The 19678-nt window shown below is 71.3% G+C and carries 19 protein-coding genes; 10 read left to right on the top strand and 9 right to left on the bottom strand.

Annotated elements, in window-relative coordinates:
- Positions 1-31 precede the first annotated feature (31 nt).
- Complete coding sequence (locus ACH4TP_RS01435) at positions 32-607, top strand: TetR/AcrR family transcriptional regulator (RefSeq protein ID WP_398435179.1); 576 nt, start codon at positions 32-34, stop codon at positions 605-607.
- A gap of 21 nt (positions 608-628) precedes the next feature.
- On the opposite strand, the gene ACH4TP_RS01440 is transcribed toward ACH4TP_RS01435, so the two are convergent.
- A complete protein-coding gene (locus ACH4TP_RS01440) occupies positions 629-1672 on the bottom strand; it encodes a family 2 encapsulin nanocompartment cargo protein polyprenyl transferase (RefSeq protein ID WP_398435763.1) in 1044 nt (347 codons plus the stop codon).
- 104 nt (positions 1673-1776) lie between these two features.
- On the bottom strand, positions 1777-3192 hold the full coding sequence (locus ACH4TP_RS01445; protein WP_398189280.1) for a family 2B encapsulin nanocompartment shell protein: 1416 nt from the start codon (positions 3190-3192) through the stop codon (positions 1777-1779).
- A 252-nt stretch (positions 3193-3444) separates the two neighbouring features.
- On the opposite strand from ACH4TP_RS01445, the gene ACH4TP_RS01450 reads away from it, so the two are divergent.
- Both ACH4TP_RS01450 and ACH4TP_RS01455 read left to right on the top strand, forming a co-directional pair.
- Positions 3445-4035, top strand: a complete 591-nt coding sequence (locus ACH4TP_RS01450) for an N-acetylmuramoyl-L-alanine amidase (RefSeq protein WP_389231450.1) — start codon at positions 3445-3447, stop codon at positions 4033-4035.
- A 43-nt stretch (positions 4036-4078) separates the two neighbouring features.
- Positions 4079-4963 carry a 1-aminocyclopropane-1-carboxylate deaminase/D-cysteine desulfhydrase gene (locus ACH4TP_RS01455; RefSeq protein WP_389231453.1) on the top strand — a complete coding sequence of 295 codons (885 nt, stop codon included), beginning with the start codon at positions 4079-4081 and terminating at the stop codon, positions 4961-4963.
- On the opposite strand, the gene ACH4TP_RS01460 is transcribed toward ACH4TP_RS01455, so the two are convergent.
- Complete coding sequence (locus ACH4TP_RS01460; RefSeq protein ID WP_389231456.1) at positions 4960-6552, bottom strand: Na+/H+ antiporter; 1593 nt, start codon at positions 6550-6552, stop codon at positions 4960-4962. The two genes, ACH4TP_RS01455 and ACH4TP_RS01460, sit on opposite strands and share 4 nt — an antisense overlap.
- A gap of 40 nt (positions 6553-6592) precedes the next feature.
- Between ACH4TP_RS01460 and ACH4TP_RS01465 the strand changes: the two genes are divergently transcribed.
- The 3 genes from ACH4TP_RS01465 (at position 6593) to ACH4TP_RS01475 (ending at position 8488) form a co-directional block, all read left to right on the top strand.
- Positions 6593-6853: a UBP-type zinc finger domain-containing protein gene (locus tag ACH4TP_RS01465; RefSeq protein WP_055598339.1), complete on the top strand. Its 261-nt coding sequence runs from the start codon at positions 6593-6595 to the stop codon at positions 6851-6853.
- A gap of 235 nt (positions 6854-7088) precedes the next feature.
- The gene (locus ACH4TP_RS01470) at positions 7089-7502 is read left to right on the top strand and encodes an anti-sigma regulatory factor (RefSeq protein ID WP_015036094.1); all 414 of its coding nucleotides are present in this window, start codon (positions 7089-7091) and stop codon (positions 7500-7502) included.
- 77 nt (positions 7503-7579) lie between these two features.
- Positions 7580-8488, top strand: coding sequence for an RNA polymerase sigma factor SigF (locus tag ACH4TP_RS01475; protein ID WP_398189289.1), 909 nt, complete (start codon positions 7580-7582; stop codon positions 8486-8488).
- A 4-nt stretch (positions 8489-8492) separates the two neighbouring features.
- On the opposite strand, the gene ACH4TP_RS01480 is transcribed toward ACH4TP_RS01475, so the two are convergent.
- The gene (locus tag ACH4TP_RS01480; protein ID WP_398435182.1) at positions 8493-8903 is read right to left on the bottom strand and encodes a hypothetical protein; all 411 of its coding nucleotides are present in this window, start codon (positions 8901-8903) and stop codon (positions 8493-8495) included.
- A gap of 117 nt (positions 8904-9020) precedes the next feature.
- Between ACH4TP_RS01480 and ACH4TP_RS01485 the strand changes: the two genes are divergently transcribed.
- Positions 9021-9989, top strand: coding sequence for a diacylglycerol/lipid kinase family protein (locus ACH4TP_RS01485; RefSeq protein ID WP_389231466.1), 969 nt, complete (start codon positions 9021-9023; stop codon positions 9987-9989).
- 318 nt (positions 9990-10307) lie between these two features.
- Positions 10308-10565: a WhiB family transcriptional regulator gene (locus ACH4TP_RS01490; protein ID WP_003953983.1), complete on the top strand. Its 258-nt coding sequence runs from the start codon at positions 10308-10310 to the stop codon at positions 10563-10565.
- Between the two features lie 175 nt (positions 10566-10740).
- Here the strand turns inward: ACH4TP_RS01490 and ACH4TP_RS01495 are convergent, their stop codons facing one another.
- Positions 10741-12207 (bottom strand): sensor histidine kinase, encoded by a 1467-nt coding sequence (locus ACH4TP_RS01495; protein WP_389231965.1) that lies wholly within the window; start codon positions 12205-12207, stop codon positions 10741-10743.
- Positions 12208-12749: 542 nt separating this feature from the next.
- Here ACH4TP_RS01495 and nagB point away from each other — a divergent pair.
- A complete protein-coding gene (gene nagB / locus ACH4TP_RS01500) occupies positions 12750-13535 on the top strand; it encodes a glucosamine-6-phosphate deaminase (protein WP_389231469.1) in 786 nt (261 codons plus the stop codon).
- Between the two features lie 84 nt (positions 13536-13619).
- Here nagB and ACH4TP_RS01505 read toward each other — a convergent pair whose 3' ends face one another.
- From ACH4TP_RS01505 to ACH4TP_RS01520, 4 genes are all read right to left on the bottom strand, one after another.
- On the bottom strand, positions 13620-15143 hold the full coding sequence (locus ACH4TP_RS01505) for a glycoside hydrolase family 3 protein (protein ID WP_398189293.1): 1524 nt from the start codon (positions 15141-15143) through the stop codon (positions 13620-13622).
- A gap of 9 nt (positions 15144-15152) precedes the next feature.
- The gene (locus ACH4TP_RS01510) at positions 15153-16031 is read right to left on the bottom strand and encodes a carbohydrate ABC transporter permease (protein ID WP_389231476.1); all 879 of its coding nucleotides are present in this window, start codon (positions 16029-16031) and stop codon (positions 15153-15155) included.
- The gene (locus ACH4TP_RS01515) at positions 16028-17020 is read right to left on the bottom strand and encodes a carbohydrate ABC transporter permease (RefSeq protein ID WP_388844906.1); all 993 of its coding nucleotides are present in this window, start codon (positions 17018-17020) and stop codon (positions 16028-16030) included. Before ACH4TP_RS01515 ends, ACH4TP_RS01510 begins: the two co-directional genes overlap by 4 nt.
- A gap of 74 nt (positions 17021-17094) precedes the next feature.
- A complete protein-coding gene (locus ACH4TP_RS01520; protein WP_389231479.1) occupies positions 17095-18378 on the bottom strand; it encodes an extracellular solute-binding protein in 1284 nt (427 codons plus the stop codon).
- 489 nt (positions 18379-18867) lie between these two features.
- Between ACH4TP_RS01520 and ACH4TP_RS01525 the strand changes: the two genes are divergently transcribed.
- Positions 18868-19632: a GntR family transcriptional regulator gene (locus ACH4TP_RS01525; RefSeq protein ID WP_389231482.1), complete on the top strand. Its 765-nt coding sequence runs from the start codon at positions 18868-18870 to the stop codon at positions 19630-19632.
- Positions 19633-19678: the final 46 nt, after the last annotated feature.

Consider the following 19678-nt stretch of genomic DNA (forward strand, 5'->3'; position numbering starts at 1 on the left):
TTGCGCAAGATCTTTATTCGAAGGAGTTCGAGTGGCGAGGAATCCGGAACGTCGTACGGCACTGCTCGACGCCGCGATCGAGGTCTTGGCGGACGAAGGCGCCCGCGGGCTGACCTTCCGGGCGGTCGACGCCCGGGCGGGGGTCCCCACGGGCACCTCGTCCAACTACTTCAACGACCGGGACCAGCTGCTCTCCCAGGTCGGCGACCGGATCTTCGTCCGGCTGACACCGGACCCGGAGGACGCGGCGGCCGCCATGCGGCCCGCGCCCAGCCGGGAGCTGCTGCTCGACCTGATGCGCTGGATCGCCCGGCGGCTCGCCGCCGAGCGCACCTGCTACCTCGGGCTCTTCGAGCTCCGCCTCGAAGCCGTCCGCCGGCCCGAGCTGAGGTCCCAGCTCACCAAGGTGCTCCGCGCCGACCTGGACGCGAACATCCAGGGGCACCTCGCCGCCGGGATGCCCGGCGACGCGGACACGGTCCGGCTGCTCTACTTCGCCCTCACCGGACTGCTCCTCGACCACTTCACCGTGCCCGGGGTCCTCGGCGACCGGGAGCTTGACGACATGATCGAGACCGTGGTCACCCGGATCGTCCCGGACGTGTGAGGACCCGGATCGGGGGCGTGGTCAGCGCGTGCGCCGCGTGACGAACTCCGCGAGGGCGAGCAGGTCCTCCGCCGCCGCCAGGTCCGGCACCGCCTGGGCCAGGTGCTCGACGGCGCGGCCCATGCGCTCGGCCGCCTGGGCCTGCGCCCAGTCGCGGCCGCCGGCCCGCTCGACGGCGTCCGCCGCCGCCCGTACCGCCGCCGCGTCGAGCGTCGGACGGGAGTACAGCTCGGCCAGCTCCTCCCCCGCGGGCGTGCCGGAGGTGAGCGCCGCCACCACGGGGAGCGACTTCTTGTGGGCGACGAGATCGGCGCCGGCCGGCTTGCCCGTGCGGTCCGGGTCGCCCCAGATGCCGATGAGGTCGTCGATCAGCTGGAAGGCGAGGCCCGCCTCCCGGCCGAAGGCGTCCATCGCCGCGACCTCCTCCTCCCCCGCGCCCGCGTAGAGCGCGCCGAGGGCGCAGGAGCAGCCGAGCAGGGCGCCGGTCTTGGCGGTGGCCATGGCCAGGCACTCGTCGAGGGAGACCTCGCACGGGTCGCGCCGCTCGAAGGCGCAGTCGGCCTGCTGGCCCGCGCAGAGCTCGATGACGCAGGCGGCGAGGCGCGCGGAGGCCGCCGCGGAGGCGGGGTGGGGGTCCTCGGCGAGCAGCCGCAGGGCCAGCGCGCTCATCGCGTCACCGGCCATGAGGGCGTCCGGGATGCCGAAGACGGTCCAGGCGGTGGGCCGGTGCCGTCGGGTCGTGTCCTCGTCGACGATGTCGTCGTGGAGCAGCGTGAAGTTGTGCGCGAGCTCCACCGCCGCCGCGGCGCTCACGGCCCGGGTCTCGTCGGCGCCGAGGGCGCGGGCCGCGGCGAGGACCAGGGCGGGCCGGATCGCCTTGCCCGGCTGCGCGGTGTCCGGGCTGCCGTCGGCGCGCTCCCAGCCGAAGTGGTACATCGCCACCCGCCGCATCGAGTCCGGCAGGGACTCGACGGTCGAGCGGAGTCGGGGGTTGACGGCCGCGCGCGTCCGGTCCAGGAGCGTCACGGCCCCCTGGCCGTCGGCTACGGCGTCCACGCTGGTCATGGTCACGGTCATTTCCTTCGCATCCTTCGCGGCGGTCGGCGGCGGTCGGCCGGGGAGCGCCCGGGGGCGGACGGGTCCGGTGCCCGCCCCCGGGCGTCGACGGCTCAGCGCCAGCGGCTGACCTCGACGTTCTCCAGGACACCGAGCGCGTCCGGGACGAGGATCGCCGCCGAGTAGTAGGCCGTGACCAGGTAGGAGATGATCGCCTGCTCGTCGATGCCCATGAAGCGGACGGAGAGGCTGGGCTCGATCTCGTCGGGGAGGCCGGTCTGGTGCAGACCGATCACGCCCTGGTCGGCCTCGCCGGTACGCATGCAGATGATCGAGGTGGTCCGGGCGTCCGTGACCGGGATCTTGTTGCAGGGGTAGATCGGCACGCCGCGCCAGGTCGGGATGCGGTTGCCGGCGATCTCGATGGTCTCGGGGACAAGTCCGCGCTTGTTGAGCTCGCGGCCGAAGGCGGCGATGGCGCGCGGGTGGGCGAGGAACATCTTGGAGCCCCGGCGGCGGGAGAGCAGCTCGTCCATGTCGTCCGGGCCGGGGGCGCCGTCGTGCGGCTGGATCCGCTGCCCGTAGTCGCAGTTGGCGAGGAGGCCGAACTCCTTGTTGTTGACGAGCTCGTGCTCCTGGCGCTCGCGGAGCGCCTCGACCGTGAGCCGCAACTGCTGCTCGGTCTGGTTCATCGGCTGGTTGTAGAGGTCGGCGACGCGGCTGTGCACCTTCAGCACGGTCTGGGCGACGCTCAGTTCGTACTCGCGGGGCGAGGCGTCGTAGTCGACGTAGGTGTGCGGGATGACCGCCTCGCCGACGTGGCCGGCGGAGAGGTCGATGGCGGCCTCGCCGTAGGTGTTGGTGCTGCGGTCGGGGGCCGAGGCCACGCCCGCGAGGTGGGCGGCGAGCGAGCCGACCCGGTCCGCGAGGTTCCGCACGTCGTCCCGGGTGAGCTCCAGGACCGTGCAGGCGGTGGCGGCGCGTGCGGTCCAGTCCCAGGTGGCGTCCTCGGAGAGCAGCGCGTCCTCGCCGAGGTAGGCGCCGTCGGCGAGGACGCCGAGCACGGCCTCGTCGCCGTAGGGGCCCTCGCCGATCTGCTCGATGCGGCCGTGCGCGAGGAGGTACGCCCGGTCGGTGGGGGCGCCCGACACGGCGATGACCTCGCCCGCCGCGTACTCCCGCTGGGTGCAGCGGGCCGCGAGCTCGGTCAGCGCGCTCTCGTCCTCGTAGCCGCGCAGTGCCGGGAGTTCGCCGAGTTCGGCGGGGATCACCGCGACGCGCTCTCCGGTCTGGACGAAGGTGACGCGGCCGTCACCCACGGAGTAGCTGAGCCTCCGGTTCACCCGGTACGTGCCGCCCTGCACCTGGACCCACGGCAGCGTCCGCAGCAGCCACCGGGAGGTGATCTCCTGCATCTGCGGGGCCGACTTGGTGGTCGTGGCGAGGTTCCGCGCGGCGGCGGTCCCGAGACTCTGCTGCGGGGCCTGCTGCTCCGCGCGGACCTCGCCGTCAACCGAACCAACGGACATGGAACTCCCTCTCGTATGACTGAGTTGCGAAGGAAGCCTTTCAGCACGGAACGTGTCGGCGCCATTACACATTCGGGTGGGACTGTTCGACGATCTTCGGGGCATGTCACGCGATTTCCATCCGAACAGCGCAGCCCCACCCGCCTCCCGGCCATATGTCCGGATCGGCTCGCACACGGTCCGAACGGATGGCGGCGGAGGGGCGGACTCCGGTACTCCGGAAGCTCCCCCGTCCTCCGGAAGGAGTCGGTCATGAGCTCACCCATGTCCGCGAGCAGGTTCCTCGGCGCGCTGCGCGGCGAGGGCCTCGCGGTCGTCCAGGTCGGCGCCTGGTCCACCCACAACCGCAACCACAAGGGCCCCTGGGGCCCGGTGCACGGCGTGATGATCCACCACACCGTGACCCGCGGCACCGCCCGGACCGTCCGGATCTGCCGGGACGGTTACGAGTCCCTCCCGGGCCCCCTCTGTCACGGCGTGATCGCCAAGGACGGCACGGTCCACCTCGTCGGCTACGGGCGCGCCAACCACGCGGGGCTCGGCGACGACGAGGTCCTCCGGGCGGTCATCGCCGAGCGGCGCCTGCCGCCGGACGACGAGGCCACCACGGACGGCAACCGGCACTTCTACGGCTTCGAGTGCGAGAACCTCGGCGACGGCGAGGACCCCTGGCCCAAGGTCCAGCTGGAAGCCATCGCGAAGGCGGCCGCCGCCGTCTGCCGGGTGCACGGCTGGACACACCGCTCGGTCATCGGCCACCTGGAGTGGCAGCCGGGCAAGGTGGACCCCCGCGGCTTCACGATGGCCTCGATGCGGGAACGCGTCGCCGACCTGCTGCGCTAGGGGGCGGGCGCCCTGGCCCCGCGGCGGGGCCCACAATGACCGGGTGAACGCGTTCGACCTCTCCCGTCTGCGGCCCCGGCTCCCCTCGCCCCTGGAGCCGGTGGAGGACGAGCGCTTCGCCCGGCGCGGCCTCGTGCTGCTCCTGAAGCGCGAGGACCTCATCCACCCGGACCTGCCGGGGAACAAGTGGCGCAAGCTCGCGCTGAACCTGCGCGAGGCGGCAGGCCGGCCCGTGCTCACCTTCGGCGGGGCGTACTCCAACCACCTGCGGGCGACGGCCGCCGCCGGGCGGCTGCTCGGCTTCCCGACGGTGGGGGTGGTCCGGGGCGAGGAGCTGGCCGGGCGGCCGCTCAACCCCTCGCTCGCGCGCTGCGCGGCGGACGGGATGCGGCTGGAGTTCGTGGACCGGGCCACGTACCGCGCGAAGAACGACCCGGGCACGCTCGCGGGGCTCCTGGAACGGGCCCCCGCGGGCGCGTACGTGGTCCCGGAGGGCGGCAGCAACGCGCTCGCCGTCCACGGGTGCGTGGAGCTGGGTCGCGAGCTCGCCGGCCTCGCCGACGTCGCCGCGGTCGCCTGCGGCACGGGCGGCACCCTGGCGGGGCTCGCGGCCGGATTCGAGGGCCGGACCCTCGGCGTCCCGGTGCTCAGGGGCGGCTTCCTCGGCGGGGAGGTCCGCGCCCTCCAGGAGACGGCCTTCGGCGGGCCGCGCGGCGACTGGACCCTGGACGAGCGCTTCCACGGCGGGGGCTACGCGCGCGTGCCCCCTGCCCTGGAGTCCTTCGCACAGGACTTCGAGGCGCGGCACGGACTCGCCATCGAGCGGCTGTATGTCGCCAAAATGCTGTACGGCCTGACGGCCCTCGCGGAGGAGGGCGCCTTCCCTCCGGGCACCCGGCTCGCCGCCGTGATCACGGGCGCGCCCTAATCGGTCTCGCGGTACGCCGCCGCCTCCTCCAGGTCGAGGCGGCGGAGCAGGGTGCGCATCATCTCGTCGTCGATCCGGCGGGCGTCGCGCAGCCGGACGAAGACCTCGCGTTCGGCGTCGATCATCTCGCGCGAGAGGCGGCGGTAGGTGTCGTCCACGGTCTCCCCGGTGACCTCGTTGACCGCGCCGAGGCGTTCCCAGACGGAGTTGCGGCGCCGTTCCATGACCGTGCGCAGCCGGTCGGCGAGGGGTTTCGGCAGGGCGTTGCGCTCGTCGGCGAGGAGCGCGTCGAGGCGTTCCTCGGCGGCCCTGGAGGCCTCGCTCTGGGCCTGCGCCTCGGCGAGGGTCTCGGTGTACCGGTCGCGTCCGGGGAGCTTCAGGAGCCGGATGAGGGGCGGCAGGGTGAGGCCCTGCACCACGAGGGTGCCGATCACGGTGGTGAAGGTGAGGAACAGGACGAGGTTGCGGGCCGGGAACTCCACCCCGTCGGTGACCACGGGGATGGAGAAGGCGATGGCCAGCGAGACCACGCCCCTCATGCCGGCCCAGCCGACGACGAGCGGCGCCCGCCAGTCCACCTCGGGCTCCCGCTCCCGGATGCCCGCGGACATCCAGCGGGGCAGGAAGGTCGCCGGGTAGACCCAGACGAAGCGGACGACGACCACGGCGACGAAGACCCCGACCGCGTACCAGGCCGCCTCGCCCATGCCGTACCGGCCGAGCCCCTTGACGACGTACGGCAGCTGGAGGCCGATCAGGGCGAAGACGGAGGACTCCAGGACGAAGGCGACCATCTTCCAGACGGCCTCCTCCTGGAGCCGGGTGGCGAAGTCGACCTTCCAGGCCTTGTGGCCGAGGAAGAGGCCGACCACGACGACGGCGAGGACCCCGGAGGCGCCGACCTCCTCGGCGGCGGCGTACGCGATGAACGGGATGAGCAGGGAGAGGGTGTTCTGGAGCAGGGCCTCGGTGAGGTGGGTGCGGAGCCAGTGGATCGGCACCATGAGGACCAGGCCGACGCCGATGCCGCCGACCGCGGCCAGGACGAACTCCCCCAGGCCGCCGGCCCAGCTGACGCCCGCGCCGACGGCGGCCGCGAGGGCGACCTTGTACGCGGTGATCGCGGTGGCGTCGTTCACGAGGGACTCGCCCTGGAGGATCGTGGTGATCCGGTTCGGCAGGCCCAGCCTGCGGGCGATGGCGGTGGCGGCGACCGCGTCCGGCGGGGCGATCACGGCGCCGAGCACGAGCGCGGCGGTGAGCGGCAGGTCGGGCACGAGGACGTACGCGAGCCAGCCCACGGCCACGGTGGCGAAGAGGACGTACCCGACGGAGAGCAGCGCCACGGGCCTGATGTTGGCCCGCAGGTCGAGGTAGGAGGACTCCACGGCGGCCGTGTAGAGGAGCGGGGGCAGGATCAGCGGCAGCACGACGTGCGGGTCGAGGGTGTAGTCGGGGACCCCCGGCACGTACGAGGCGGCGAGGCCGACGGCGACCAGGAGCAGCGGGGCGGGCACGGGGCTCCGGCGGGCGAACCCCGCCACGGCGGCGCTCACCGCCACCAGTCCCACCAGCTGAAGTGCGTCCATTCCCCGACCCCGTCCCGTGCCGCAACGTAACCTGGCCATCATGAGCGAGTGCCCGCACGTAGCCGAAATGCCGCGCCCCGAACCGGCCCCGCTGGCCGACACCTGCCCCGAGTGCCTGGCCGACGGCACGCACCCGGTCCAGCTGCGGCTCTGTCTGACCTGCGGGCACGTGGGCTGCTGCGACTCCTCGGCGGGGCGGCACGCGACGGGGCACTTCTCCACGACCGGGCACCCGGTGATGCGGACCTTCGAGCCGGGCGAGGCCTGGCGCTGGTGCTTCGTCGACGGTTCGATCGTCTGACGGGCGGGTGCGGCCCGGACGGTTCGACCGTCCTACGGCTGGGTACGTCACCCCTCCGCGGGTTCTCCGCGGCTGCCGGCGGCGGGGGATCACCTGGTCTTCAGGGCTCGCGGCGACAGGGCAGGATGGATCGCGATAGCGTCACGGCGGACCGCGCAGGCTCCCTGCGTACCGCCCGGTCCGGAGGTCTCTGCCCCCGGACCCCGAATGAGCTTGTGCCACCTTGGAGGTGAGGGTGTCCCAGATCGCAGGCGAGCCCGGGACCCAGGACTTCGTGGAAGTCCGGCTGCCCGCTGCGGGTGCCTATCTGTCCGTGCTGCGTACGGCCACGGCCGGTCTCGCGGCGCGCTTGGACTTCACCCTCGACGAGATCGAGGACTTGCGGATCGCCGTCGACGAGGCCTGCGCCATCCTGCTCCAGCAGGCCGTGCCGGGGTCCGTCCTCAGCTGTGTCTTCCGGCTGGTCGACGACTCCCTCGACGTGACCGTCTCCGCCCCGACGACCGACGGCAGGGCGCCCGAGCGGGACACCTTCGCGTGGACCGTGCTGTCGGCGCTGGCCGGGAAGGTGGAGTCGTCGGTGGCCGAGGACCGTACGGTCTCGATCAGCCTGTACAAACAGCGCGGCGCGGGGCCAGGCCCGGCGTGAGGAGCGGGGACGCGACGGCCGGCATCCCTGAGCAGCAGGCGCGGCCGAACAGGGTCGCTACGGAGCAGGCGGACCAGATGAGCGAGCACGAGCAGCACCCCGAGGTTCCCGAGACACCGGGGGCCGCGGAGGCCCCCGAGGCGCCGACGCCCGACGACGCCGGGGCGACCGGGGCCGCCGGGGCGGCGGAGAAGTCCGAGGACGGCGGCGAGGACGGCGCCGTCCCGGACCCGCACGACCGCAGCGGCGCCCGCGCCCTCTTCATCGAGCTGCGCGAGCTGCCCGAGGGCTCCCCGGAGAAGGCGGAGCTGCGCAACCGGCTGGTGCGCATGCACCTGCCGCTGGTGGAGCACCTGGCCCGGCGCTTCCGCAACCGCGGCGAGCCGCTGGACGACCTGACGCAGGTGGCGACGATCGGCCTGATCAAGTCGGTCGACCGCTTCGACCCGGAGCGCGGGGTGGAGTTCTCCACGTACGCGACGCCGACGGTCGTCGGCGAGATCAAGCGCCACTTCCGCGACAAGGGGTGGGCGGTCCGGGTGCCGCGCCGGCTCCAGGAGCTGCGGCTCTCGCTGACCACGGCGACGGCGGAGCTCTCCCAGCTGCACGGCCGCTCGCCGACGGTGCACGAGCTGGCGGAGCGGCTGGGGATCTCCGAGGAGGAGGTCCTGGAGGGGCTGGAGTCGGCCAACGCCTACTCGACGCTCTCCCTGGACGTCCCGGACACCGACGACGAGTCGCCGGCGGTGGCGGACACGCTGGGCGCGGAGGACGAGGCCCTGGAGGGGGTCGAGTACCGCGAGTCGCTCAAGCCGCTCCTGGAGGACCTGCCGCCCCGGGAGAAGCGGATCCTGCTGCTTCGCTTCTTCGGGAACATGACGCAGTCGCAGATCGCGCAGGAGGTGGGCATCTCCCAGATGCACGTCTCCCGGCTGCTGGCCCGGACCCTGGCACAGCTGCGGGAGAAGCTCCTCGTGGAGGAGTAGTCCCTCAGGCGCCCTGACCGGGGCGCCTGATGCCGAGCGCCTCGGTCGTGGCCGGGTTCACCAGGAGGACGAGACCGGTCACGGCGAGGGCGGCGAGGGCGATCCCGTAGGGGATCACGCCGTCGGTCTGGAGCATCTGCCAGGCGACCGGCAGGGCGAGGATCTGGGTGATCACGGCCGGCCCGCGGCTCCAGGAGCGCATCTTCCACAGGCCGCGGGCGGCGGCGAGCGGGATCAGTCCCAGTGCGATCACGGTCACACCGCCCGTCGCCCCGCTGGTGACGTCTCCCCCGTCGGCGAGGACGCGCACCAGCATGTAGATGCCTCCGGCGAGGAGCCCGAGGGCCTCGACGAGGGTCACGCCCGCTGCCGCGGCCAGGCGGGCGGGGCGGGGGGTCTGCTCCGTACTGCTCATGCAGGGCAGCGTAACGGGGAGGGCCGGGGATGCGGGGCCGGGCCCCGGCCCCGTCGGAGGTGTCCGCGGATCGGCCCGGACTGGGCCCGGTACCGCCGGGTAGGTACGCTGGCGGTCATGCGCGCACTCCTCGTGGTCAACCCGGCAGCCACCACCACGAGCGCCCGTACCCGCGATGTGCTCATCCACGCGCTGGCCAGTGAGATGAAGCTGGAGGCGGTCACCACCGAGTACCGCGGGCACGCCCGCGACCTGGGGCGGCAGGCCGCCGAGGCCGGGAACATCGACCTGGTCGTGGCCCTCGGCGGGGACGGCACGGTGAACGAGGTCGTCAACGGACTGCTGCACGAGGGACCCGATCCGGACCGGCTGCCCGGTCTCGCGGTCGTCCCCGGCGGCTCGACCAATGTCTTCGCCCGCGCCCTCGGACTGCCGAACGACGCCGTGGAGGCGACCGGCGCCCTGCTCGACGCGCTGCGTGAGCGGCGGACACGGACGGTGAGCCTCGGGCTCGCGTCCGGGACGCCGGGCACGGAGGACGAGTCCGTACCCGAACGCTGGTTCACCTTCTGTGCCGGTCTCGGCTTCGACGCGAGCGTCATCGGCCGGGTCGAACAGCAGCGCGAGCGCGGAAAGAGATCGACCCATGCCCTCTATCTGCGCCAGGTGGTGCGCCAGTTCCTGGAGGAGCCGAACCGCCGCCACGGCACGATCACCCTGGAGCGCCCCGGCGAGGAGCCGGTGGAGGATCTGGTCCTCTCCATAATCTGCAACACCTCCCCCTGGACCTACCTGGGCAATCGTCCGGTGTACGCGTCCCCGGAGGCCTCCTTCGAGACCGCGCTCGACGTGCTCGGACTGCGCCGGCTCTCCACTCCGGCGGTGGCCCGCTACGCCACCCAGCTGCTCACTTCGACCCCGGAGCGGGGCCCTCGCGGCAAGCATGCCGTGTCTCTGCACGATCTGACCGACTTCACCTTGCATTCGAAGGTTCCCCTCCCTCTACAGATGGACGGAGACCACCTCGGACTGCGTACGAGCGTGACGTTCACAGGCGTACGCCGTGCACTGCGTGTGATTGTGTGAGTGGAAGGGCCCAAAGTCCTTTCACTCGAACGTTTAGGCGCGCATCCACCCCTTAGAAGTACGGCTGTGACCTAGCCGACACCGAGGAATCAAAAAAAACTTTCCGGAAGGGGTTGTATCCGCCCCTGGGGTTTGGGAGTCTCTTCTTGGCGATCGGGACGGCCCGCAACACCGGCCTCCACTGAGAGCCAGAACCCCACCCCAAGCAACAGGACCACACCAGTGCAACTGGCAGTCGGCCCTTCCCTTGCGGAGGGATTCGTGAAAGCGTTCACATTCACAAGCAACTCGCACGTAACACTGAGAGAGGTAGCAGCCATGGACTGGCGTCACAACGCCGTTTGTCGTGAGGAAGACCCCGAGCTGTTCTTCCCCATCGGCAACACCGGTCCTGCGCTGCTGCAGATCGAGGAAGCCAAGGCCGTCTGCCGCCGCTGCCCCGTCATGGAGCAGTGCCTGCAGTGGGCGCTCGAGTCCGGCCAGGACTCCGGCGTCTGGGGTGGCCTCAGCGAGGACGAGCGCCGCGCCATGAAGCGCCGTGCCGCTCGCAACCGGGCGCGTAACGCCAGCGCCTGAGCCACCTGCACAGCCTGAGGCAAGCGGCGCGTACACCGCGTACGCAATCACCGCCCCGAGCCGCAGCGCGCAGCAGTAACCCACAGCATTCGAGCCCCGGACCGAATTCCCTTCGGTCCGGGGCTCGCTGCTGTGAACTCGCCTTGTTCCTAAGGCGCTTTATTCCTGCGGCACTTCACTTCTGCGGCCGTACGGGAATGTCGAGGACCACCTTCGTGCCGCGCCCGGCGCCCGGCAGCATGTCGAAGGAACCGCCCAACTCCCCCTCCACCAGGGTCCGCACGATCTGGAGGCCGAGGTTGCCGGCCCGCTGCGGGTCGAAACCCTCGGGCAGGCCGCGGCCGTCGTCCTGGACCGTGATCAGGAGGCGGGCGTCCGCCCGGGTCTCGCCGCGGACGGCGCTGACCTCGACCGTGCCCTGCTCCCCCTGGGCGAAGGCGTGTTCCAGCGCGTTCTGCAGGATCTCGGTGAGGACCATGGAGAGCGGGGTGGCGACCTCGGCGTCGAGGATGCCGAAGCGGCCGTTGCGCCGGCAGGTGACCTTGCCCGGGGAGATCTCGGCGACCATCGCGATGACCCGGTCGGCGATCTCGTCGAACTGCACCCGCTCGTCCAGGTTCTGGGACAGCGTCTCGTGGACGATGGCGATCGAACCGACGCGCCGCACGGCCTCGTTGAGGGCCTCGCGGCCGCGGTCGGAGTCCATCCGGCGGGCCTGGAGGCGGAGCAGCGCGGCCACCGTCTGGAGGTTGTTCTTCACCCGGTGGTGGATCTCCCGGATGGTGGCGTCCTTGGTGATCAACTCGCGCTCGCGGCGACGCAGTTCGGTGACGTCCCGGAGGAGGACGAGCGAACCGATGCGGCTGCCCTTGGGCTTGAGCGGGATCGCACGGAGCTGGATCACCCCGCCGTTGCCCTCCACCTCGAACTCGCGGGGCGCGTAGCCGGAGGCCAGCTTGACCAGGGCCTCGTCCACCGGCCCCCGGGAGGGGGCGAGCTCGGCGGTGATCTGGCCGAGGTCCTGGCCGACGAGATCGGCGGCGAGGCCGAGCCGGTGGTACGCGGAGAGGGCGTTCGGCGAGGCGTACTGGACGACGCCCTCGGCGTCGAGGCGGACGAGGCCGTCGCCGGCGCGCGGCGAGGAGTCCATGTCGACCTGCTCGCCGGGGAAGGGGAACGTTCCGGCGGCGATCATCTGGGCGAGGTCGGAGGCCGACTGGAGGTAGGTGAGCTCCAGACGGGAGGGGGTGCGGACGGTCAGCAGGTTGGTGTTGCGGGCGATGACGCCGAGGACCCGGCCCTCGCGGCGCACGGGGATGGACTCGACCCGCACCGGGACCTCCTCGCGCCACTCCGGGTCGCCCTCGCGGACGATCCGGCCCTCGTCGAGGGCGGCGTCGAGCAGCGGGCGGCGGCCGCGCGGCACCAGGTGGCCGACCATGTCGTCCTGGTAGGAGGTGGGGCCGGTGTTGGGCCGCATCTGGGCGACGGAGACGTACCGCGTGCCGTCGAGGGTCGGGACCCAGAGCACGAGGTCGGCGAAGGAGAGGTCGGAGAGCAGCTGCCACTCCGACACCAGCAGATGGAGCCACTCGAGGTCGGAGTCGCTCAGGGCGGTGTGCTGGCGGACGAGGTCGTTCATGGAGGGCACGGTGCGAGCGTACCTGCGGAATTACAGGGGCGGTGAACCTGGATCTCAGGGGCTCCGTGTTGGAGGATGGGCCGGGAAGGACCGCGTTCCCATGGATGGACAGACAAGAATGGTCTAGTCCACAATGAACGCAACAGAACCTCCATCCTCCCCGCACAGGAGGATGGACGAGGAACCGGCGCTCTCTGCCCTGACTGCGCCGAGACCTCCCACACGGCCGCGGGACCGCACACCCTCGGCCGGGCAACTCCGGGCTGCGGTGCCGGGCGGGCTGAGGGTCCCGCCGGGCGCCGCGGCCCGCGGGTCTTTCCGGGGCCTTTCCGCGCCCCGCCCCCGCGCCCCGGCGCCCCTCCCCCGGCCCCGGGTGGCTCCCCGTACGGCAGCGGCCGACGATGAGAAGAGCGCCGCCCCGAGCGCCGTCCCAGAGGGCGGGACGACCCCGTGAACGGCATGAGCGGGAGGGCTCCCCTCTGCTAGATTTACTCCTAGATTGGTCTATACCACCGGACCCTCACCAGATCGGCAGGCACAGCGTGGAAGTTGTCATCGTCAAGGACGCCAAGGCCGGCGGCGAGCTCATCGCGGACGGCATCGCCGACCTCCTGCGCCGCAAGCCCGACGCGCTGCTCGGCGTGGCCACGGGCTCGACCCCGATCCCGATCTACGACGCCCTCGTCGCCCAGGTGAAGGCCGGCGCCGTGGACGCCTCCCGGGCGCGGATCGCCCAGCTGGACGAGTACGTCGGCCTGCCCGCCGGGCACCCGGAGTCGTACCGCTCCACCGTGCTCCGCCAGGTCGTCGAGCCGCTCGGGCTCTCCCCGGAGGCCTTCATGGGCCCCGACGGCTCCGCCGAGGACGTCCAGGCGGCCTGCGAGGCGTACGACAGGGCGCTGACCGAGGCCGGCGGCGTGGACCTGCAGATCCTCGGCATCGGCACCGACGGGCACATCGGCTTCAACGAGCCGTGCTCCTCGCTCGCCTCCCGCACCCGGATCAAGACGCTCACCGAGCAGACCCGGGTCGACAACGCCCGCTTCTTCGACGACGACATCGAGCAGGTCCCGCACCACGTCATCACCCAGGGCATCGGCACCATCCTGGAGGCCCGCCACCTGGTGCTGCTCGCCACCGGCGAGGGCAAGGCCGAGGCCGTGGCGCAGACCGTCGAGGGCCCGGTGGCGGCGCTCGTGCCGGCCTCCGCGCTCCAGCTGCACCCGCATGCCACGGTGGTCGTGGACGAGGCGGCCGCCTCCAAGCTGAAGCTCGCGGACTACTTCCGCCAGACGTTCGCCGCCAAGCCCGCCTGGCAGGGCATCTAGGCGCCGAAGAGGAAGGGCCCCGCACCTGGTCAGGTGCGGGGCCCTTCCTCTTCGTATGCCTCGTGCGCCTCGTACGGAAGGCCCTCAGGCGCCGGTGCCGACCACGGCCTCCGCCGCCGCGCGGCCGCAGACCCGGGCCGCGCCGTGCGTGGCGATGTGCAGGGCCCCGCGGGGCTCCGCCTCGTTGAGGCCCATCTCGACCACCACGGTGTCGGGGCGGGCCGCGAGGAGGCCGTCCAGGGCCGCGATCATCCACGGGTGCCGGTGGGCGTCCCGTACGACCGCGACGATCCGCCGCTCCCCCGCCGCGGCCAGGACGGCGTCCACGGACGGCTCGTCGTACGAGCCGGTCTCCGTGCCGGGCAGCAGGCGCTCCAGCTCGGCCGCGATGCCCCAGGGCGTCTCGTCGCCGACCGCGAAGTTCGCGACCGGGGTGAAGGCGGCCACGTAGGGGGCGCCGGTCATCGGCGTGTACGGCCGCTCCCCCCGGGTCACCTTCAGGGCGCGGCGGGCCGCCACCAGTCCGATGTCGGTGCCGGGCGCGGTCCCCTCCTGTGATGCCACGCCCGGCACCGCCACAGCCCCCCTGGCCCGGTGCGCCTGGGTCCAGGCCGCCAGGGCGCGCACGCGCGCCGCGGCGTCGGCCAGCCGCTCCTCGGGCAGTTCACCGGTCCGTACCGCGTTCACCAGCGCGTCGCGCAGTTGCAGCACGGTGTCCTCGTCGCACAGCCCGCCGCCGACGCAGATGGCGTCGGCGCCCGCGGCGATGGCGAGGACCGATCCGCGCTCGATGCCGTACGTCGCCGCGACGGCCTGCATCTCCATGCCGTCGGTGACGATCAGCCCCTCGAAGCCCAGCTCCTGGCGCAGCAGACCGGTGAGGATCTGCGGGCTCAGGGTGGCCGGACGGTGGGGGTCGAGCGCGGAGAGCAGGATATGCGCGCTCATGACCGCTTTGGTACCCGCGGCGACGGCCGCGCGGAAAGGTACCAGCTCACGGGCGTGCAGTGTGGCGAGGTCCACATCGATCCGGGGCAGCGCGTCGTGGGAGTCCACGTTGGTGTCGCCGTGTCCGGGGAAGTGCTTCGTGCAGGCCGCGACCCCGGCGCCCTGGAGCCCGTCGACGTACGCGACGGTGTGCCGGGCGACCAGGTCCGGGTCCGGTCCGAAGGAGCGGACGCCGATGACCGGGTTCTCGGCGTTGGAGTTGACGTCCGCCGAGGGCGCCCAGTTCAGGTCGACGCCGCACTCCACGAGCCGGCGGCCGAGCTCGCGGGCGACGGCCCGGGTGAGCTCGACGTCGTCGACGCTGCCCAGCGCGTAGTTGCCGGGGAAGGACGAGCCCTGCCTGACCTCCAGGCGGGTGACGTCCCCGCCCTCCTCGTCGATGGCGACGAGGACGTCGTCCCGCTCGGCGCGCAGCTGCGCGGTGAGCGCGGCGAGCTGCGCGGGGTCCACGATGTTCCGGCCGAAGAGGCCGACCGAGGACAGGCCCTCGCCGATGCGGCGGAGCAGCCAGTCGGGGGCGGTGGTGCCGACGAATCCGGGCTGGAGGACCGTGAGCGCGTCACGGGTCAGGGTGTCCGAGCCGTGTACGAGTGTGGTCATGGGGAGTCGTTATCCCTTCACCGCGCCGGCGGTCAGGCCGGCGGCCATCTTGCGCTGGACGAGGAGGAAGAGGATCACGATGGGGACGGCCATCATCGTGGAGCCGGCCATCATCGGTGCGTACTCGGTGCCGTTCTTGGTGATGAAGTTGGAGAGCCAGACGGTGGCCGTCTGGTTCTGCTGGCTCATCAGCATCAGGGCGTAGAGGTACTCGTTCCACGCCTGGATGAAGGCGTAGACGGAGGTGGCCACCATGCCCGGGGCGAGCAGCGGGAAGACGACGCGGATGAAGGCGCTGGTGCGGGTGCAGCCGTCGACCATGGCCGCCTCCTCCAGCTCCTTCGGGATGTTGACGATGAAGCCGCGCAGCGTCCACACCGTGAAGGGGAGGATGAAGGTCAGGTAGGTGATGATCAGCCCGCTGAGCCTGTCGTACTGCCCGAGGTCGTTGAGCAGCAGGAAGACCGGGATGATCATGGCGACGAGCGGGACCATCTGGACGGCGAGGATGCCGACGATGACGGCCTTGCGTCCGCGGAAGGAGAAGCGGGAGATCGCGAGGGCGGCGAGCAGGCCGACCGCGATGCCGATGACGACCACGACGAGCGAGACGACGAGGCTGCGGCCGACGGGGCCCCAGAAGTCCGCGATGTCGAGGGCGCGCTTGAAGTTCTCCAGCGTGAAGGTCGACGGGAAGAAGTGCGGGTCCGGGTCGATGGCGTCCTTGGCCGGCTTGAAGGCCGTGTTGATCATCCAGTAGACCGGGAAGCCGGCCGTGAGGACGACGAGCAGGCCGAGGAGGTTCCAGCCGAGCTTGGACTTGCGGCGGTGGGTGACGGCGGGGGCCGGCGACTCGGCCGGGGCTGCCGTGGCGTTGGCGGCGCTCACTCCACGTCTCCGATCTTGAGCATCTGGCGCATGTAGACGGCGACGACGCCGAGCAGCAGCAGGACCGTGACGAGCGCGATCGCGGAGCCGGTGCCGTAGTCGTTGACGACGAACGCCCGGTCGAAGGAGTACGTGGTGAGGAGCTGGAACTCGGGCTCGGGGTGGCCGTTGCGCATCACGTAGACCTGCGGGAAGACGCCCATGTCCCAGATCACCGACAGCGTGGTCAGCATGACGATGATGGGCTTGAGGATGGGCAGCGTGACGAAGCGGAAGACGCCCCAGGCGCCCGCTCCGTCGAGGCGGGCGGCCTCTTCGAGCTCCTTGGGCACCTGCGTGAGGCCGGCGCTCAGGGTGATGACGACGAAGGGGACGGCGCCCCAGACGACGAGCAGCATGATCACGGCGAGGCCCTGTGGGCCGCTGGCGAACCAGTTGTGGCCGATCATGTCGACGCCGGGGATGCGGCTGAGCAGCCAGTTGAGCACGCCGTAGTCGGCGTCGAAGAGCCATTTGAAGATGGCGGTGGCGACGATGATGGGCATGCCCCAGCTCGCCACGAGCACGATGTTGATCAGCGTCTTGACCCAGCCCGAGACGCGCTGGAGCAGGAGGGCGATCATCATGCCGAGGACCATGGTGACGATCACGGCGCCGGCCGCGAACAGCACGGTGCGCAGCACGACGGTCCAGAACTCGCCGTCACCGAGGATCTTGGTGAAGTTGTCGAAGCCGGCCCACTCCGCCTCCTGGAAGCCCCACAGCTGGGGCTGCCCGAAGTTCTGGAACGAGAGGATGACCAGCCGGGCCAGCGGATAGCCAAGGACCAGGAGGAGCACCAGGAGGCATGGCGCGAGCAGCAGCCATGGGACGCCTGCCCCGCCGTCCGACTTCTTGCCGGGCTTCCCCGGGCCACCGGCTGTGGAGCCGGAGGGTGGCGATTGCCGCACCGGCGGCACCTTCGCGGTGGTTGTGTCTGCGGCACTCATCCCGTGCTCCTCAGCGATCCCTCTCGTGGTGCGGGCAGCAGGGCCCCGCCGGCGCGGCGGGGCCCTGCGCTAGGTCACTTGGTGTTGATGACCTTGTCGATCGCGGTGTCGGCGGCCTTGGCGGCCTCCTCCACGGACTTGCCCTTGGCGATGTCGATGAGCATCGTCTTGAGGATCTGGGCCTTCTCGACCTGGCCCCAGCCGGGGGCGGTCGGGACGAAGTAGCTCAGCTCGGCCGCGGTCGCCGGGACGGCGGTGGCCGGGTCGCTCTTCAGCGGGGCGAGGTCCGCCTTGTTGTTGGGCAGGTTGCCCTTGGCGATGAGGCCCTTCTGGCCCTCGGCGCCGGTGAAGGCGGCGATCCACTCGCCGGCGACGCCCTGCGCCTTGGACTTGACCGGGATGGCCAGGTCCGAGCCGCCGAGGAAGACCGGGAGGGGCTTGCCGGACGGGCCGGGCATCACGAAGTTCTCGAGCTTGTCCTTCAGCCCGCCGACCTTGTCGCTCTTCGGGTCGGCCGCGGTGGCGCCCTCCCAGCCGGCGGCGAAGATCGTCGCGGACTTGCCCTGGCCGAAGACGACGGGACGGTCGGACTCGTCCTTCGTCTTGTCGCCGTGCATGTACTTGTCGAGGATGCTCTTGTACTCGTTGAGGCCCTTGATGGACTCCGGCGAGGACAGGTTGGCCTTCCAGGTCTCGCCGTCCTGCTTGGCGATGGAGCCGCCGGCGTCGAAGACGAAGGACATCGCGGCGTACCAGTCCGGCGACGGCTGGTACCAGGCGCTGAACTTGTCGCCCTTCTTCTTCTGGATGGCGTCGAGGGCGGCGGTCAGCTCGGCCCAGGTCTTCGGGGCGGCCTTGACGCCCGCCTCGGCGGCGATGTCCTTGCGCCAGGTGCCGACGCGGCCACCGGCGTAGTAGGGGACGCCGTAGGTCTTGCCGTTGTAGGTGACCGAGTCCTTGAGGGCGTCGAGCCACTTGTCGGAGTTCTCGAACTTCGACGCGTCGACCTCGGCGAAGGCACCCTTGGCCATGTAGCTGATCATCTCGGTGTTGCCCATCTCGACAACATCCGGGGCCTTGTCCGTGGCGAGCACCGCGTCGAGCTTGGTGTTCTTGTCCGGCCAGCCGTAGTACTCGTGGTTGATCTTGATGCCCGGGTGCTTCTTGGTCACCGCGTCGTCGGCGGCCTTGACCAGCTCGGGCCAGTTGTTCTGGGCGTCGACCGTCAGCCAGACGGTGAGCTCCTTGGCGTCGTTGCCGCCGGCGGCCTTGTCGCCGCCCTTGTCGGAACCACCACACGCCGCGATGGAGACCATCATGCCCGCGACACCGATCGCCGCGATGAGCTTGCGCTTCACGCCACCCTCCTCAGGGATGCCTGCAACCCCCCTGCCCACCGCGCGAAGACATACGTCGGGTAATGCTCGTGGGGCTGGGACCTGGTCTTTAATGGTTTAGACCAGTACCGGGAGCTTGGCCTAGACCTTTTGGGGTGTCAAGGGTGTGCAAGAGGGGTAACGGCGTCCGTTATCGGACCGACACCTCACCTCATCCGGCCACCCCCGACAGCCCCGTACGCACCGTGAGGACCCGGCACTTCACCGTTCCGACGACCCGCGCGGACGGCGACGGCCGCACCCGGCGCAAGGGCGCTCCTCTCCCTCCGAATGGCCTAGACCAACGAGGGATCTCTCGGTGTATAAGAAGCAGGAGGACGACTCCTCCTCGCCGAACCGGCACATATCGGCAGGAGAAGACGTGATGGCACACGAAGCGTGCCACCATGTGAGCCGCGACATTCGGAGGAGCCGGTGACGGCAGCAGCACAGGAGTCGGGAAGGCAGGCCATGACCACGGACGGGGGCAGCACGGAGACAGAGGGCGGGATCGCCACCCGTACCGCGCGCGTGCCCAAGTACTACCGACTGAAGCGGCACCTGCTCGACATGACGGAGACCCTGCCGCCCGGCACACCGGTCCCGCCGGAGCGGACCCTCGCCGCCGAGTTCGACACCTCGCGCACCACCGTGCGCCAGGCGCTCCAGGAGCTGGTCGTCGAGGGCCGCCTCGAACGCATCCAGGGCAAGGGCACCTTCGTGGCCAAGCCGAAGGTCTCCCAGGCCCTCCAGCTCACCTCGTACACCGAGGACATGCGGGCCCAGGGCCTGGAGCCCACCTCCCAGCTCCTCGACATCGGGTACGTCACGGCCGACGACACCCTCGCCGGGCTGCTCGACATCTCGGCCGGCGGCCGGGTGCTCCGCATCGAGCGGCTCCGGCTGGCGAGCGGCGAGCCGATGGCGATCGAGACCACCCACCTGTCGGCGAAGCGCTTCCCCGCCCTGCGCCGCTCGCTGGTGAAGTACACCTCGCTGTACACGGCCCTCGCCGAGGTCTACGACGTGCACCTCGCCGAGGCCGAGGAGACCATCGAGACCTCCCTCGCCACCCCGCGCGAGGCCGGACTGCTCGGCACCGACGTCGGCCTGCCGATGCTGATGCTCTCCCGCCACTCCCTGGACGCCCAGGGCGAGCCGGTCGAGTGGGTCCGGTCCGTCTACCGGGGCGACCGGTACAAGTTCGTCGCCCGCCTCCAGCGCCCCAACGACTGAACTACGCGTACGGGACTTCCCGTACGGAGCTTCCCGTACGAGACGA

The sequence above is a fragment of the Streptomyces sp. NPDC021012 genome (assembly GCF_044333355.1).
Lineage (GTDB): Bacteria > Actinomycetota > Actinomycetes > Streptomycetales > Streptomycetaceae > Streptomyces.